This window comes from Bacillus australimaris (assembly GCF_001307105.1).
In the GTDB taxonomy this organism is placed as follows: Bacteria; Bacillota; Bacilli; order Bacillales; family Bacillaceae; genus Bacillus; species Bacillus australimaris.
Map to the genome: position 1 here is coordinate 815,519 of NZ_LGYN01000001.1, position 16,451 is coordinate 831,969.

Annotated in this window: 17 protein-coding genes, 1 pseudogene and 1 riboswitch; of the genes and pseudogenes, 5 read left to right on the forward strand and 13 right to left on the reverse strand. The window is 40.4% G+C overall.

Annotated elements, in window-relative coordinates:
• Positions 1 to 44 precede the first annotated feature (44 nt).
• From AKG37_RS04205 to AKG37_RS04230, 6 genes are read right to left on the reverse strand one after another with little or no spacing between them, the layout of a single operon-like run.
• Positions 45 to 1,355 carry an ABC transporter permease gene (locus tag AKG37_RS04205; RefSeq protein WP_060697691.1) on the reverse strand — a complete coding sequence of 437 codons (1,311 nt, stop codon included), beginning with the start codon at positions 1,353 to 1,355 and terminating at the stop codon, positions 45 to 47.
• Positions 1,345 to 2,043: an ABC transporter ATP-binding protein gene (locus AKG37_RS04210; protein WP_060697692.1), complete on the reverse strand. Its 699-nt coding sequence runs from the start codon at positions 2,041 to 2,043 to the stop codon at positions 1,345 to 1,347. Before AKG37_RS04210 ends, AKG37_RS04205 begins: the two co-directional genes overlap by 11 nt.
• Before the next feature lie 21 nt (positions 2,044 to 2,064).
• Entirely contained in the window at positions 2,065 to 3,045 is a 981-nt protein-coding gene (locus AKG37_RS04215) for an ABC transporter permease (protein ID WP_060697693.1), read from the reverse strand.
• On the reverse strand, positions 3,039 to 3,917 hold the full coding sequence (locus AKG37_RS04220) for an ATP-binding cassette domain-containing protein (protein WP_060697694.1): 879 nt from the start codon (positions 3,915 to 3,917) through the stop codon (positions 3,039 to 3,041). The genes AKG37_RS04215 and AKG37_RS04220 overlap by 7 nt, the downstream gene beginning before the upstream one ends.
• Complete coding sequence (locus AKG37_RS04225; protein ID WP_060697695.1) at positions 3,910 to 4,302, reverse strand: GntR family transcriptional regulator; 393 nt, start codon at positions 4,300 to 4,302, stop codon at positions 3,910 to 3,912. Before AKG37_RS04225 ends, AKG37_RS04220 begins: the two co-directional genes overlap by 8 nt.
• A gap of 17 nt (positions 4,303 to 4,319) precedes the next feature.
• Positions 4,320 to 4,499 carry a hypothetical protein gene (locus AKG37_RS04230; protein WP_060697696.1) on the reverse strand — a complete coding sequence of 60 codons (180 nt, stop codon included), beginning with the start codon at positions 4,497 to 4,499 and terminating at the stop codon, positions 4,320 to 4,322.
• 204 nt (positions 4,500 to 4,703) lie between these two features.
• On the opposite strand from AKG37_RS04230, the pseudogene AKG37_RS18715 reads away from it, so the two are divergent.
• Positions 4,704 to 5,667: pseudogene (locus tag AKG37_RS18715) on the forward strand (IS1595 family transposase).
• Between the two features lie 35 nt (positions 5,668 to 5,702).
• Here AKG37_RS18715 and AKG37_RS04245 read toward each other — a convergent pair.
• A complete protein-coding gene (locus tag AKG37_RS04245) occupies positions 5,703 to 6,035 on the reverse strand; it encodes a hypothetical protein (protein WP_060697698.1) in 333 nt (110 codons plus the stop codon).
• Between the two features lie 158 nt (positions 6,036 to 6,193).
• A complete protein-coding gene (locus tag AKG37_RS04250; RefSeq protein WP_060697699.1) occupies positions 6,194 to 6,469 on the reverse strand; it encodes a YtzC family protein in 276 nt (91 codons plus the stop codon).
• A gap of 152 nt (positions 6,470 to 6,621) precedes the next feature.
• Here AKG37_RS04250 and mnmL point away from each other — a divergent pair, with 152 nt between their 5' ends.
• Both mnmL and mnmM read left to right on the forward strand, forming a co-directional pair.
• Positions 6,622 to 7,587 carry a tRNA modification radical SAM protein MnmL/YtqA gene (gene mnmL, locus AKG37_RS04255; RefSeq protein WP_060697700.1) on the forward strand — a complete coding sequence of 322 codons (966 nt, stop codon included), beginning with the start codon at positions 6,622 to 6,624 and terminating at the stop codon, positions 7,585 to 7,587.
• Positions 7,584 to 8,159, forward strand: coding sequence for a tRNA 5-(aminomethyl)-2-thiouridylate-methyltransferase MnmM (mnmM, locus tag AKG37_RS04260; RefSeq protein ID WP_060697701.1), 576 nt, complete (start codon positions 7,584 to 7,586; stop codon positions 8,157 to 8,159). Before mnmL ends, mnmM begins: the two co-directional genes overlap by 4 nt.
• Positions 8,160 to 8,173: 14 nt before the next feature.
• On the opposite strand, the gene AKG37_RS04265 is transcribed toward mnmM, so the two are convergent.
• Both AKG37_RS04265 and AKG37_RS04270 read right to left on the reverse strand, forming a co-directional pair.
• Positions 8,174 to 9,253, reverse strand: a complete 1,080-nt coding sequence (locus AKG37_RS04265; protein ID WP_060697702.1) for a tetraprenyl-beta-curcumene synthase family protein — start codon at positions 9,251 to 9,253, stop codon at positions 8,174 to 8,176.
• Between the two features lie 30 nt (positions 9,254 to 9,283).
• On the reverse strand, positions 9,284 to 10,063 hold the full coding sequence (locus tag AKG37_RS04270) for an alpha/beta hydrolase (protein WP_060697703.1): 780 nt from the start codon (positions 10,061 to 10,063) through the stop codon (positions 9,284 to 9,286).
• A 45-nt stretch (positions 10,064 to 10,108) separates the two neighbouring features.
• Between AKG37_RS04270 and AKG37_RS04275 the strand changes: the two genes are divergently transcribed.
• The gene (locus AKG37_RS04275; protein ID WP_060697704.1) at positions 10,109 to 10,624 is read left to right on the forward strand and encodes a gamma carbonic anhydrase; all 516 of its coding nucleotides are present in this window, start codon (positions 10,109 to 10,111) and stop codon (positions 10,622 to 10,624) included.
• A gap of 141 nt (positions 10,625 to 10,765) precedes the next feature.
• Here AKG37_RS04275 and asnB read toward each other — a convergent pair whose 3' ends face one another.
• Positions 10,766 to 12,664 (reverse strand): asparagine synthase (glutamine-hydrolyzing), encoded by a 1,899-nt coding sequence (gene asnB, locus AKG37_RS04280; protein ID WP_060697705.1) that lies wholly within the window; start codon positions 12,662 to 12,664, stop codon positions 10,766 to 10,768.
• A 148-nt stretch (positions 12,665 to 12,812) separates the two neighbouring features.
• Positions 12,813 to 14,015 (reverse strand): methionine adenosyltransferase, encoded by a 1,203-nt coding sequence (gene metK / locus AKG37_RS04285; RefSeq protein ID WP_060697706.1) that lies wholly within the window; start codon positions 14,013 to 14,015, stop codon positions 12,813 to 12,815.
• A gap of 195 nt (positions 14,016 to 14,210) precedes the next feature.
• Positions 14,211 to 14,344: riboswitch (SAM riboswitch) on the reverse strand.
• A 226-nt stretch (positions 14,345 to 14,570) separates the two neighbouring features.
• Here metK and pckA point away from each other — a divergent pair.
• A complete protein-coding gene (pckA, locus tag AKG37_RS04290; protein WP_060697707.1) occupies positions 14,571 to 16,157 on the forward strand; it encodes a phosphoenolpyruvate carboxykinase (ATP) in 1,587 nt (528 codons plus the stop codon).
• Between the two features lie 44 nt (positions 16,158 to 16,201).
• On the opposite strand, the gene AKG37_RS04295 is transcribed toward pckA, so the two are convergent.
• The gene (locus AKG37_RS04295; protein ID WP_060697708.1) at positions 16,202 to 16,444 is read right to left on the reverse strand and encodes a DUF2584 domain-containing protein; all 243 of its coding nucleotides are present in this window, start codon (positions 16,442 to 16,444) and stop codon (positions 16,202 to 16,204) included.
• Between the last annotated feature and the right edge of the window lie 7 nt (positions 16,445 to 16,451).

Here is a 16,451-nt window from a genome sequence, read left to right on the forward strand (position 1 = left end):
GAACCTCCTGTAAGCCCAATCGGGTTTTCTAGGAGGTTCTTTTTTTAGATTTCTCTTCTTAACGCTGATAATACATTCGTTTTTGTTGCCTTACGTGCCGGGTTAAGACCTGAAAGAATCGCTACCCCTGCGCTAATCACTGTTGCTGTGATGACAAGGCTGAGCGGAATATAGGAAAAAGTAATCGAGAATTGATCGCTTGACCCTCCCTCAGACATAGAAGACAGTATGGCTGGAATAATTAAATTGACAGCGAAACTAATGATATATGAGATGATAATTCCGATGATTGATCCGATCACCCCGATATAAGCACTTTCCATTAGGAACATTCGCTTGATAATGGATGGATTCGCGCCAATGGCTTTCATGATACCAATTTCTTGTGTTCTCTCTGTTACTGCCATTGTCATCGTATTGAAAATTCCGATCGCAGAAATAATGACGGCAATACACCCAACAAAAATAAGTCCAATTTTGAAGACTGTAAAGAACATAGCCATTCCTTCGAGCTGGTTCGTCACAGAAATGACTTGGTAGCCCTCATCTGTCAGCTTATCCGTAAGCGCACCGACATTGTCGAATTTATCTGCATAGACTGAGGTCATTTTTTCAACATTTCCTGCTTCAGGAGACAGATCGAGTATTTGATCGAATTCTTTTTCATAAGCATTCGGAATGAGAACTTTATGATCCTCCTGCCACTCCAAATTCGGCTTTTTCAAAACGCCCACTACACGGAAATCGAATGTTTTTTCTTTGACGATTTCATTTTCTTCATTTAGTTTTGGCACCTTGATTTGAATGACTTTATTTAAAATATCCTTCGTGTAGCCTTTAGGTTCCTTTGGTGTTTCTTCACCATTTGACGTCTGATTTAATTCTTTTTCATAGGCTTCGCGTTCTTTTTTTGTCCACAGTTGTTCCGCCATATGATACCCAACCACTATTTCGTTTGCTGATGTTGGGACTTTTCCTCGGTCTAGCTCAAGCCCTGCTTCTTTTTCTTCTTTCATATTGGTTAAAGCAGCCTGCGTTTCACTTGAGCGGTCATCGAGCTCGACGTTTACCGATGGATTGATCGACGTTCTTGAGACGACAGATTTCACATGATCGTATTTCTTTAAATCATCAACCTTGACGTCTCCTTTTTCTTTTCCTACCACTTTAATTTCCGTGATGATTTGCTGCTTCATGATTTCATCTTGAGCTGATTTTTGCAGACCAAAACCGACAGATGCTAGAACGATTAAGAAAGAGCAAGCCATTGTCGTCGCAAGAATAGTCATAAACACTCGTAATCTATTTTTCTTCATGTTTCTTCTAATGAATTTGACCTGATCTCTAAATTTCAATGGACTGTTCCCCTTTCTTTAATACACCATCATGAAGCTGGAACGTTGTGTCTGCGATTGAAGCGACCTCATCGTCATGTGTAATAATGACAAATGTAATTCCTTTTTCACGATTAAGCTGCTGGATAAAGGCTAATATTTCTCCTTCAGTTTCTGAATCCAGGCTGCCTGTTGGTTCATCCGCTAAAATAATCGACGGATTCAATATCAAGGCTCTTGCAATACTCACACGCTGCTGCTGCCCGCCTGACAGTTCATTTGGATAATGCCCTGCATGATGTTCTAAACCTACTCGTTTCAGCATTTCTATTACTTTCGCCTTTCGTTCAGACGGCTTCACACCCTTTAAAGTAAGCGGAAGTTCAATATTCTCATACGTTGTTAAGCTTCCGATCAATTGAAAGCTTTGAAAAATAAAGCCAAAGTGATCTAAGCGAAAGTCTGCCCATTCTTTTTCATTAAAGCCCGTCACATTAGTACCATCGATTACAATTTGTCCACTCGTTGGCGTAATATAGCCTGATATTAAGTTCAATAAAGTCGATTTCCCCGAACCACTTCGTCCAACAATACAAGCAATATCACCTCTTTTGATGGACAGGTCAATTCCCTTCAGCACAGGAATCTCGTTCTCTCTGCCCTTTTTACCGATTTTAAACACATGATCTAACGCTTGAATTTGAATCATCTCTACTCCCCTGCTCTCTGTTTATCTTTTTCGATAGATTAAGAAATAACTCGTCAGTGCACCGACAGCTCCACCGATCAGCATGCCAGCAATATAACCAAACATAGAATTGTCTGAAGAAAATCCAAGCCAGCCAAATCCTAGAATACCAAAGACAATGACCATAATCTGAATTGGCCGGTCCATTTTTGAAAAAAGGAAAAACCGCCCATTTCGTTCCATTGGATTTTTAAGAAAACCTATCAAACCAATAATATAAAATAAAATGAACATCATGGTAGGAATGACAATATCATCACCTGGGAACAAATAAGGGACTGCAGGTTGAGGCTCATTTGTAATATACATAACCGGTGACATTGGCATAATCAAACGGTTAAGTTGGTTGTCAATCAAGCTTTCTGTTGTTTGTAACAGAAAGTCTAAATGAACTAACGGTAAACCAATCACTAAGAAAGGCAATATTGATGTACTGAATCCAACAAGCACCTGAGCGACCAAATTTCCTGTTAATGTACCTGCAGCTAAAAACAAGCTGTATACCATTAAAGATCCAATGAGTGCAAGGTAATACTCACTATTAAAATCAGAGGTTTCAGATGGGTGCAACCACAAAATGAATAAGCCCGTGATTCCATAGGATACGCCATGAATGAAAATCAACATACCCGCTCCAAGCATAAATTTTGAATGATAGATCGAACTTCTACTAAAAGGTAAAGATAACGTGAAATCCATCAATCCTTTGTTTCTTTCAATACCAAGAATCATCAATGCAAAAAACAAACCAATAATCCATGACACAGACAAAAAAGAATCTGAATGAAAGCTGTAATAAAATTCGCCTGCCGGTGTACACATTTCATCTTTTAAGCACGTTTGATAAGATGAATATTCCATTAAAAGGGATAATGGCGTCGCAAACACCGCCACAAGCATCACTAAAATGAATGTCAGCTCAGATTGCTTCCACTCCTTGTATAACAATTGCCGCTTTACCATCTGCGTTTCCCTCCAAACTTCGCAATGAATACTTCTTCTAAATTCACAGGCAGTTCATTCCATACTTTTGGCTGCAGAGACTTCAAGTACTCTTTAGCCTCTACATCGGTTTTAAGGACAAGCGCTGTATAAAAAACGCCCGCTTGATCTAATATGGCAACGCCATTTTTACGAATACTTAAATTCATATCTTCTTCAAAGGCCATTTGGATTTTGACATAGTCATTCTTTAGTTCATCTAAATCCATGACACTTGTGAGTTCATTACCTTCTAAAAATCCAATTCGATTACACATACGCTCAATATCTTCTAAGCGGTGAGATGTAATGAGAATCGATGTTTCACGCTCTGCTACTTCGTCAATCATGAGCTGAAGAACATCATTTCTAGTGACGGCATCGATTCCATCAGTCGGCTCATCTAATAAAATGACCGCTGGTTTGATGGCAAAGCTTAAAATGAGCGACAGCTGTTTCTTTAACCCTGTCGACAATTCACGATACTTCACTTTTTCTGGGATCTCATACCGGTTCACAAGCTCATTGGCATATGTCACGTCAAACTTTGGATAAATATGCTTTAACAGCTGGACAAGCTGTCCATAATTGTATCTGTCAAAGTATGGATTCACGACCGGCATATACACAATATTTTGCTTCACTAATGGGTGATCTTTCACCAGCACGTCTTTGAAATAAATCTCTCCTTCATCCGGAAGAAGAATTTGCTGTATCAATCGGAGAAGTGTTGTTTTCCCGGAGCCATTCCGTCCAAGCAGACCAAAGATCTCACCTTCACCTATTTTGAAGGAAACGTCACTGAGTACTTTGCGTCCATTTAATGTCTTCGATACATTTCTAACCTCAATCACCTTGATTTCCTCCTTTTAGACTTGAGCCGATCTCTTCTAGCCATTCCTTCAATTGATGAATATCAATACCGGCATAATGAGCTTCTATAATGAGCTGTCTTAATTGCTCCTTCATCTCGAGCACCTTCCCTTCATTCAGCTTTAACTGAGCACCTTCTGTCACATACGTACCGCGGCCCCTTAGAGTTTCAATAATCCCTTCCCGCTCAAGCTCTTTATACGCTTTACTGACGGTGTTTGGGTTGGCAATAATAATGGTGGCGAGCTCTCTGACGGAGGGCAATTTGTCACCTGGCTTCATCACGCCTTTTAAACATAAAATTTTGAGCTGCTCAATGATTTGTTCATATATTGGCGCAGCGCTTCTTGGATCTATTTGGATCATGATGGCTCCCTCTTTCCTCATTCATGCTTTTGCAGTCCTATCGCTTGTTCATGCCCTTGTATTAAAGAGACCGAATTGGGTATCAAATCTTTTTGAACTTCAAAACCAATGAAAACAAGAACGAAAAAAAATGTACATGCTAACGCAACAGCCAGCACCATCCACTTCAAATTGATTGGTTTTTTTTCTTTTTTCATGGTTGAACACCTTTCTTCACTTTTTAAGTGTCTGTAGTGTATTAGTTGATATAGTACACTTAATACAATATAGACACTTAATTGAAAAGTCAAGAGACTCTAGAATAAAAATAGGCTATTTTCGTAAAAATTGTTGCTTTCTTAGCCATACTGTTAAAAGGTTGTTACAATGAGCATTCGGGAGGCGTTTAAGTATGTGGGAAAATGTTTATGAAGAGTTCAGCGATTTTAAACGCAATGAAACAGGACTTGTTTCCAGACGAACCAGATAAAATTACGAAACTACTTAAAAGCATTCGTGAAGCCAGATTTGCTTCTGGTTTAAGGCGTATTCATTGCGGTAGTACATCCGTTAAACGGAACGGGAAATATCGCTCAAGACAACGCTATCTGTGTAACGATTGTGGAAAATCCTTCAATGATATGACCAACACACCATTCTCAGGCTCTCGTTATCCAGAAAAATGGGTAAAATACATAGAACGAATGGTTGAGGGTTATACACTACCCAAAATTGCTGAACGCCTTAAAATAAACATTTCCACCGCATTTAATTGGAGACATAAAATCTTGAACGCATCAGGCAGTTTCGGATTTAATCAACTTTAAGGTATCGTTGAAAGTGATGAAACTTTCTTTCGTGAGTCTATGAAGGGGCGAGAAATCACCCATAGAAAAGCCAAAAAGCGTGGAGAAAAGGACGAAAAGAGAGGTATTTCTAACCTTAAAATTGCTGTTGTCGTAGCACAAGACCGTAATGGAAGTGTAATTGCTCGTAAGGCAGGAACAGGTCGTGTTAAAGCAGAAGGATGAGTATATTCACCCTTCTGCTTTGCTATGCACTGATACAGCAACAAATTATAAAAGGTTCGCCAAGATAACAGGATTACAACACGAAACAGTCAATGAGCGTCAAAAACAGCGTGTAAAGAAGGGGATTTACCACATTCAACACGTTAATAACTTTAATAACTTTCATAATCGCCTGAAAAAGTGGATGGAGCGTTTTCAAGGAGTTGCAACAAAATATTTGGACAACTACCTCTACTGGTTCCGATGGCTTGATAAGGAAAAGAATTTAGCATTTGAAAAACGAGTAGAGCAAATGCTTGTTTTAGCATGTCAAAAATCTAATTATAGTACAGTTGAGATGTTGAGAAGTGCATAATAAAAGACCCCGAATATTGAGGTCTCTACAATGTTTTAATTAGATACTATTACTTGGTTTTTGGACTTGCTTTTGAACAGGATTAGCACCCACCATACTAATAAAAATATATAGCCTATAACTGTAAAGATAGACCAAACTGCCCCCTGTTGCAATTGACTAAATAAGTGTTCAAATTCATTCATTCCTTCTACTCTACCAATGCTATTTATCAGGCTAATAATCGGAATTGTAACAGTAAATACAATGGTTAGAATGGACAATCCCCTATGTTTATTTTTCACAACACTGAATATTGCAGTTCCTAATGTTGCTAAGAAAAACAAGTAATATAATGCCCAAAACCAATTAGGAAGAGTCTCCCACATTTTTTATCCCCCCTTGATTAAAGATATTTGCAATTCCTTTATATATAACATATTTTAACGGAATAAAAACCAATTACAAATATATATCCAAAAACAACAATCTTTGCGAAAACAGCCAAAAAATAAAAAAACAGACCCTTAAAAGAAGGATCTGTTCATCAAACGTTATCGTAAGAAATTCCTAATATCATTTGGTTTTGCAGGCTTTGGATTTGAACACGTGCCCTATCTAAACGCTCTCTTTGCTGGTCATTGGCGACATCTTTTAATTTTTCTAATTCATTGACCGCCTCCTCAAGCATAAGCTGTGCTTGAGAAAACTCTTCCTCATTATAATGTTCCTGCCTTGAGCTCAAATCAAATTGTTCACTTGCAAATTCAAGCGTTTCAGTACTTTTTTGTATAAATTCATCGATCGACTGCCTTGTTGCCATCTTGCTTTCCCTCCATTTCATCATCGCTCCCGCCTATTTTACCCATGTAAAGCTTTTTCACTAAAGAAAATGTTGGACAGATTCAATTGTCCTCCCTCGTAATTTTTGTTAAACTTTAAGGATGCCTATTATTATGCAAGGAGGTTACTGACTTGGATCAGCATAACCCTTTTTTATATTCAAACAGCGAAAAACGTTATCACACATGGAATTATCATTTACGTGAGCACTTTGGTCATAAAGTATTTAAAGTAGCCTTAGACGGCGGCTTTGACTGCCCAAACCGTGATGGTACTGTAGCCCACGGCGGCTGTACATTTTGCAGTGCCGCTGGATCTGGTGATTTTGCAGGAAACCGGGCTGATGACCTCATCACTCAGTTTAATGACATCAAAGACCGGATGCATACAAAATGGAAAGACGGAAAATATATGGCGTATTTCCAGGCGTATACAAACACACACGCACCGCTTCCTGTCCTAAAAGAAAAATATGAAACCGTCATGAATCTGGATGGTGTGGTTGGTCTATCCATTGCAACAAGACCCGACTGTCTGCCGGATGACGTAGTGGAGTATTTAGCCGAATTAAATGAACGCACTTATCTCTGGGTAGAGCTTGGTCTTCAAACGGTACACGAACGAACAGCTATGCTCATCAACCGTGCCCATGATTATGAATGCTACGTTGAAGGTGTAGAAAAGCTGCGAAAACATGGAATTCGTGTCTGCTCGCATATCATCAACGGACTGCCTCTTGAAAACCGGGATATGATGATGGAAACAGCAAAAGCTGTCGCTGATTTAGATGTGCAAGGAATTAAAATTCACTTGCTTCATCTTTTAAAAGGTACCCCAATGGTCAAGCAATACGAAAAAGGCAAACTTGAGTTTTTAAGCCAGGATGAATATGTTCAGCTTGTTTGTGATCAGCTGGAGATTCTGCCGCCAGAAATGATTATTCATCGTATTACAGGCGATGGCCCGATTGAATTAATGGTTGGTCCGATGTGGAGTGTAAACAAGTGGGAAGTACTAAATGCCATTAATGCCGAGCTTGAAAAACGCAACAGCTATCAAGGTAAACGTTTCGTTAGATTGGAAGAAGCAGCCAAATGATTTTAAAACGCATGCTCCCTTTTAGTAAAGAACTATTAGAACGCGCGTGTCAAAAAGGCGACATCGTCATAGATGCAACGATGGGGAATGGGCACGATACACTCTATTTAGCCGACCTTGTAGGAACTGATGGACAAGTGTTCGCATTCGACGTGCAAGAGGATGCCTTACAGCAGACTAGCAAAAGGCTTGGTGATCATTATCCTTACGTTCACCTGATCCACGATGGACATGAAAAACTAGCCGATCACCTGCCAAAAGATATTTATGGACATATATCTGGTGCAGTGTTTAACCTTGGGTATCTGCCCGGTGGCGATAAAGCTGTCACCACTCAAGCTCATACAACCATTGAAGCCATCAAGCAGCTCCTCGATTGGCTCAAACCTGGAGGTCTAATCGTTCTTGTGATTTATCATGGTCATCCTGAAGGAAAAAGAGAAAAAGAAGTGCTTCTTGACTATTGTAGGTCACTTCCTCATGAAGAAGTACAAGTTTTATCTTATCAATACATGAACATTCAAAACGACCCACCTTTTGTGGTCGCCATTGAAAAAAAGCTCAAATCCTAATGGATTTGAGCTTTTTATGAGGATTTCATCCAAGGCATTTTCTGATAGGTCCGATACGCTCTTCCGTTGATATAGAAAAAGAACGATGTTTTCCCGCTTGATTTAATCAGCCGTTTTGCCAGCTTGTTCATCTCTTTTTGGGCTGTCACTTTTTCATCGGACAAATAGACCGCAAGTAACCCTCTGTTAATCAATTTGTGAAAGTTTTCGTGTGGAATGCCTTTCAGCTGCTCATCCGCTTTTTCGATAAAATGCTGAAGTCTATCCATCATCTCGTGATGAGAGTCATAGTATGAGCAAAAATTCAAATCTCCCCCAAGCCGATCCTCTTCTTGGTCAATTAAATAATCAAGTAAAATGTGCAAACCTTGAATATAAGGGAAATAGCTTTCATAAATTTGCTTTGCCTGCTGTTCTGTAAAATCAGGCTGCAGCGCATACGCCACAAGACAGAATATCCCTAATGTTGATCCAGCACAAGCTGAAAACTCATACCATTCCATCTTTGGTAAATCTTTTTCATATTGGCGGAACCAAGACTCTAGCCGTGGTACACGCTCATGAGGAACGACGTGCTTATGTACTTGCAGATCACTATAGTAATCACAAAGCGTGTGTAAATAGGGCTGAATGATTGGATAATGCTCAATGCGCGACAGCACGTCTTGACATGTGCGGACAAGCGCATGTAAATATCCATGATCGTCTTGATCATCACGGAATTGATAGTATGGCTTGAGCTCCGCATGAATATCAAGCGCATCTCTCATCGCTTGATGCAGCATATGAAAATCTTTTGGGTCAAGTGACGTGCTGCGGTCACATAGGTTATCTAAGTAATCACTGATGGTTTGATACGCCACAATAAATTCAATACACGTTTCCTTCTCTTCACCTGCTAGCAGAGATAAAATGCCTCCGCCTTCACAGTGAAAAGTTTTACTGGATATACTCGCTAGTGCCTGCGTTCTCAATTCTTCATTTTCAATCATTTCTGCATGAGCCCGCCACTTTTTCAGCTCCTGATGAACAAGCGGAAAAATATCTTTATATACCTTTGTCATCAGTGCAAAAGGACGCTCTGGTACTGACAAATCAATCCACCCCCAACTTAAAGCTCACAATCAAATATATTGATCTGTAAAGGCTCTTGCCGCCTTAAACACATCTTCTCTTTCCGGTTCATTAAAAATTTCATGATACAGCTCTTCCCATTCACGGTATGATTTATTGGTTGATTCTATGCCATTGAACCATTTGATCACCCTCGTTTTATCCACGATCTTATCATCGCCCGCCTGCATTAAAAGAAGCGGAACCGATTTAAAGACATTCGTCGGCTGCATGGCTGCATCAATATTTTTGATCAGCTCTCGATACCAGCGAACCGACACCTTTGTCACGTAAAGAGAATCATTTGAGTCTGCCTCAATGACAGCCTGATTCCGTGTGGCTAGTTCAATCGACAGCCCTGACTCCACTTTAAAAGACGGTGCCAGCACATTTAGACCTTTTGACGCAAAATCCATCAGCTTCTTCGGTTTAAATTGCAGACCTAAACAAGGTGATGATAAAATAAGGCCATCAATCTTCGTATGGGTATACTGCTTCATCCACTCAATGGAAATAAGCCCGCCCATGCTGTGTCCAAGTAAAAAAGTAGGAAGCCTGAATGACTTCGCATGTTCGATCCATTCGTCTACTGTATCAATGTATTCTTGAAAGGAACGAATGTGGCCTCGCGCACGTGTCGATGTTCCTTGCCCAGGTAAGTCACCCATAACGACGTGATAGCCTGCAGTACGCCACATTTCAATCAACCATTTATATCGTCCGTGATATTCACTAGCACCATGTACAATCACAATTGCACCAACTGGTCTTTCAGCATGCCAAGTCCACAAAGTAAACACCTCACAAATGTTGTATTAAGAAAGGAAGTCGAAAAAGTGATTTATCCATATCATCAGTTTACACCTGAGATTCATGAATCGGTCTTTGTCGCAGATAACGCCACCATTACAGGTGATGTCACAATTGGAGAATATTCGAGTGTATGGTTCCAAACCGTCATCAGAGGCGATGTCGCACCTGTGCGTATTGGAAAGAGCGTCAACATCCAAGATTTATCTTGCCTGCATCAAAGTCCTGGAAAAACACTTCTTATTGAAGATGGTGCTACCATTGGACACCAAGTCACATTACATAGCTCAACTATTCGAAAAAATGCCCTCATTGGCATGGGGTCCATTATTCTCGATGGTGCAGAAATTGGCGAAGGCGCCTTCATCGGTGCAGGAAGTCTTGTCCCTCAAGGAAAGGTCATCCCAAAAGGATCACTCGCTTTTGGCCGTCCAGCCAAAGTGGTTCGGCTGTTAACAGATGAAGACATCCAAGACATGGACCGAATCCGCAGAGAATATGTAGAAAAAGGACAATACTATCGTTCCCTTTTATCCCGTTAACATCATACGTGTATCTTCACTTTATCATGTTTTTTTCAGGATATTAAGCAATAACTATGAACTGCTGTTATTTTACCCTTTTCCACCGCTTTCTATCATGACAAAAAAGGTTTTCAGCTTTGTGCTGAAAACCTTTTTTGATTAACTAAAGATGACTTCTTTCGGTTGGTGATTCAATTGCTCTGGATCAATGCTGCGCTCCACATAGATGCTGTGCCAAATCATAAAGATGAGGACAGTCCAAATCTTACGGCTATGATCTGCTTTACCAGCACAATGTTCATTTAATAGATCAAGCACATATTCCTTGTTAATGTATTCGTCTGTTTGACTGTTTTTAATGATGTCTTTCGCCCAAGCGTTCATCTCATTTTTCAGCCAATGACGAATTGGAACCGGGAAGCCCAGCTTTTTGCGGTTTAACACATGGTCAGGTACAATACCTTCCGCTGCTTTACGCAATAAATATTTCGTAGTGCCATCTTTCGTTTTCAGCTCTTCTGGAATTTTAGAAGCCGCTTCAAATACGACCTTATCAAGGAATGGAACACGAAGCTCAAGAGAATTCGCCATCGTCATCTTATCTGCTTTCAGCAAAATGTCTCCGCGCATCCACGTATGAATATCAACATACTGCATTTTGTTAATATCACTGTAGCCTGCACTTTCCTCGAAGTATGTCTTCGTCACATCACGGTACGTAATGTTCGGATCATACTGCTTTAAGAGGTTTTTCTTCACTGGCTCTTCAAAGATTTTCGCATTACCGATATAACGTTCCTCTAACGGTGTACAGCCGCGAACGATAAAGCTTTTTCCTTTCATTCCTTCTGGCATTAAACGCGCCAGACGAAGAAGAAGCTTTTTCAGCATAGATGGAACGGATTCAAATGGTTTAAGAGAAAGAGGCTCACGGTAAATATTATATCCACCGAATAGCTCGTCTGCTCCCTCACCAGAAAGAACAACGGTCACTTGTTTCTTCGCTTCTTTTGCGACAAAATACAATGGAATCGCCGCCGGATCAGCTAAAGGATCATCTAAATGCCAAACAATCTTCGGAAGCTCATTCATATATTCCTCAGGAGAAATCACGGCACTAAAGTTTTGTAAGCCCAGCTTATCTGCTGTTTCCTTCGCCACATCGACTTCACTAAAGCCATCCTGCTGGAAGCCAACAGAGAATGTCTTCAGCTCAGGATGAAATTCCTTGGCAACAGATACGATGAAAGAAGAATCGATACCGCCTGATAGGAATGAACCAACAGGTACATCACTTCTCATATGAACTTTCACAGAATCATAGATTGCGTCGCGCACTTCTTCAATGAGCTTCTGTTCTTGAGTTTGCTCAGGCTTAAATTGAACCTTCCAATAAGTCTTAAATTCAATCTCCTGACCTGGACGTAAAGTAAACTGATGACCAGGCTCTACTTTATGCACCTTTTGATCAAGTGTATTTGGCTCAGGGACGAATTGGAATGACATGTATTGCTGTAAAGCTGTCTCATCAAATAAAATGTTTTCGTTTACAGCCATCAAGCTTTTGCGTTCAGACGCAAAGTACACTTGCTCATCCATTTGAGTAAAATAAAGCGGTTTAATGCCAAAAGGATCTCTTGCGCCATATAATAATTGCGCTTCTTTATCCCAAATTAAAAAGGCAAACATACCGCGAAGCTTAGAAGCCGCTTCTTCTTTATAATGGCAGTATGTAGCAAGAAGGACTTCCGTATCAGAATCTGTGCTGAACGTATAGCCTTTTTTCACAAGCTCTTCCTTCAGCTCGACATAGTTATAAATTTCTCCGTTGAAAATAATCCAATACTTTTCATCTTCATAAGAAAGCGGCTGCTTTCCATGCTCAACATCTATAATACTTAAACGTCTAAATCCAAATCCTACATGCTCATCTTGAAAGTAACCCTCATCATCCGGACCACGATGAACGATGAGACGATTCATTTGTTTAATTAGCTCTTCCTGTTCAGTAGTTTCGGACAATGGACGGTGATTAAATACACCAACAAACCCACACATATTATTGCCTCCACGTTATGTTATTTCTTAAAAGTAGACCTATAATTAGACAGTATTTTGTCCGATTTTGTTTCACATTTTTTCGCTTTTGTAGAAATTTTTTTAATAAAAAAGGAAAACCGCTTAAAATAAGCGGTTTTTTATGTTGTTATTGTCCTAATGCTTCTTTACGAAGTGTATCAGCTTTATCCGTTTTTTCCCACGGAAGATCTAAGTCGTGACGGCCGAAATGTCCGTATGCAGCTGTTTGTTTGTAGATCGGACGACGCAGGTCAAGCATTTTAATAATGCCTGCTGGACGAAGATCAAAGTTCGCACGAACCACTTCAATTAATTTTTCTTCAGAAGCTTTTCCTGTTCCGAATGTATCAATTGAAATCGATACTGGCTGTGCCACACCAATTGCATAAGCAAGTTGTACTTCACAAGAATCTGCAAGGCCGGCAGCTACGATGTTTTTCGCTACGTAACGAGCAGCGTATGCCGCAGAACGGTCAACCTTTGTTGCGTCCTTACCAGAGAATGCACCACCGCCATGACGAGCGTATCCGCCATACGTATCAACGATGATTTTACGGCCAGTTAAACCAGCATCCCCTTGAGGTCCACCGATGACGAAACGGCCAGTTGGGTTAATAAAGTATTTTGTCTGTTCATCAATCAGTTCACTTGGAACCACAGGGCTGATGACATGCTCTTTTAGGTCGCTTTGAATTTGTTCAAGCGTCACTTCTGGGGCATGCTGTGTTGAGATAACGACTGTGTCAATACGAACTGGTTTATTTTGCTCATCATATTCAACTGTTACTTGAGTTTTTCCGTCTGGACGAAGGTATGCAAGTGTTTTATCCTTGCGTACTTCTGTTAAACGGCGAGATAATTTATGCGCTAGAGAAATCGGAAGCGGCATAAGCTCTTCAGTTTCGTTATTAGCAAAACCAAACATAAGCCCTTGGTCACCGGCACCGATTGCATCAATTTCTTCCTCAGTCATTGTTCCTTCACGTGCTTCAAGCGCTTTGTCTACACCTTGCGCAATATCAGCAGACTGTTCATCAATTGATGTAAGCACTGCACATGTTTCCGCATCAAAACCATATTTCGCACGTGTGTAGCCAATTTCCTTAATTGTGTCACGCACCGTCTTTGGAATATCAACATAAGTAGACGTTGTAATTTCACCGCTTACTAATACAAGACCGGTTGTAACAGAAGTTTCACAGGCAACACGTGCATTTGGATCTTTCTTTAAAATTTCATCCAAAATGCTGTCTGAAATTTGATCACAGATTTTATCCGGATGTCCTTCCGTTACTGATTCTGAAGTAAATAAACGACGATTTTGACTCATAATGGCTATTTCCTCCTGTACAAGACCACATCATCCCAAGATGAGGCCTCCAATATGATACGGAACTCGTTCCCTCTTATATTTGAAAACGTTTATATTAGAGATGTTATTGGCAATTTGTTCATATGATATCCCAAAAATAAAAAAACCATTTCCTTCATTGCGAGGAAAGGGTCTGAGATCGCATGCCTTTCACTCTTATCGCTCAAGGTGTTCTTGTACCTTGCATCAGGTTAGCACCTTGGTTTCTCAGCATTTTCATGCCTTTTCATAAGAAACCGGTTGCTGGGCTTCATCGGGCCTGTCCCTCCACCAACTCGGGATAAGAGTATCCGTTCAATAAGATATCTTATCTTAAACCCTTGCGTCATGTCAATGCTTCATCAGAATTATCTCCCTCTTTTTTCACCTCACCATTAGCATCACCAAAAAGCATATTTTCATAGCAGAAATGAAAAAACACACACAAAAATATTTAAATAGTATAGACTATTATTATTAATGTGTTATACTAATCAAAACAAACAAATTCAACGGTAAAGGAAGGGTTTTTTTATGAACTCAGTGGATTTAAAAGAAGATTTACAGTCATTGCTCTCATTAGAAAATACGCACCAAAATTTATCTGTTCCGAAACTTGTTGAAAAGATTTTGGCACGTAATGAAGGCATTTTAACATCAACAGGAGCTGTCCGCGCCACAACTGGAGCCTACACAGGACGTTCGCCTAAAGATAAATTTATCGTCAAAGAAGAAAGCTCTGAACATAAAATTGATTGGGGTCAAGTCAACCAGCCGATCTCCAAAGAAGCATTTGACCGTTTATATACAAAGGTTGTGTCATACTTAAAAGAACGTGATGAACTATTCGTCTTTGATGGCTTTGCCGGCGCTGATGAAAGATACCGTATGCCGATTACAGTTGTAAACGAATTCGCATGGCACAATCTCTTTGCAAAGCAGCTGTTTATTAGACCTGACGGATCAACACCTTCTTCAAACGAAAAACCTTTCACCATCTTATCTGCACCGCATTTTAAAGCAGATCCTGAAACAGATGGCACAAACTCAGAAACGTTTATTATCGTTTCATTTGAAAAACGCACCATTCTAATCGGTGGAACAGAATATGCAGGAGAAATGAAAAAGTCCATTTTCTCTGTCATGAACTACCTGCTTCCTGAGCAAGATATTTTATCTATGCACTGCTCAGCAAACGTCGGTCAAGAGGGCGATGTGGCATTATTCTTCGGTCTTTCAGGTACTGGGAAAACGACGCTTTCTGCAAGCGCAAGCCGCAAGCTGATCGGAGACGATGAGCACGGCTGGTCTGGCACAGGGGTCTTCAATATCGAAGGCGGATGCTATGCGAAATGTGTGAACTTAAGTGAAGAAAAAGAACCACAAATCTACAAAGCGATCAGCTTCGGATCAGTTCTTGAAAATGTTGTGCTTGATGATGAAACACGTGAAGCAGATTATGACGACACATTCTTTACTGAAAATACACGCGCTGCTTACCCAATCGAAATGATTGATAACATTGTGAAACCAAGTATTGCAGGACATCCATCTGCCATTGTTTTCTTAACAGCTGATGCATTTGGCGTTTTACCTCCAATCAGCCGTTTAACAAAAGAACAGGCAATGTACCATTTCTTGAGCGGGTACACAAGTAAATTAGCTGGAACTGAGCGCGGTGTCACATCACCAGAAACGACATTCTCTACTTGCTTCGGTTCACCATTCCTCCCGCTTCCAGCTCACGTCTATGCTGAAATGCTTGGCAAGAAAATTGATGAGCACGGAGCAAAAGTATTCCTCGTGAATACAGGCTGGACTGGCGGAGGCTACGGTACAGGCAAACGAATGAATCTAGCTCATACAAGAGCGATGGTGCAGGCAGCGATCGAAGGTGACCTTGACAATGCCGAAATGATCACTGATGACATCTTTGGATTGCACATCCCGCTTCACATTCCTGGTGTACCAGATGAAGTGCTTCAGCCTGCTAAAACGTGGGATGACCAAGAGGCTTATCAAGAAAAAGCACACTTCTTAGCCAATGAATTTAAAAAGAACTTCCAAAAATTCAGCCACGCGGCAAGTGACATTGAAGCCAAAGGCGGACCACTCGTATAACAAAATGACAAAAGCTGAGGAGATTCAATCCCTCAGCTTTTGTGTTAATTTGTTGAATGCAAGGACACAAGACGGTACGTCACCTTCGTGACATTGCCAGTCAGCTCCAGCTTTTCAACATGTGCTGTCCCTGTTTTTTCTCCGTCTTTCGTTTTGCGCACCTCAAGCGGAATATTTAATGGATAAATGCGGTATCCTTCCTTCATGAGCTCAAACACATTTTCTTCAATTCTTGTCTCTTTTCCCTTTGTGACAATCATTGTATTAAATTCAACAGGCATTCCCATAATGAAA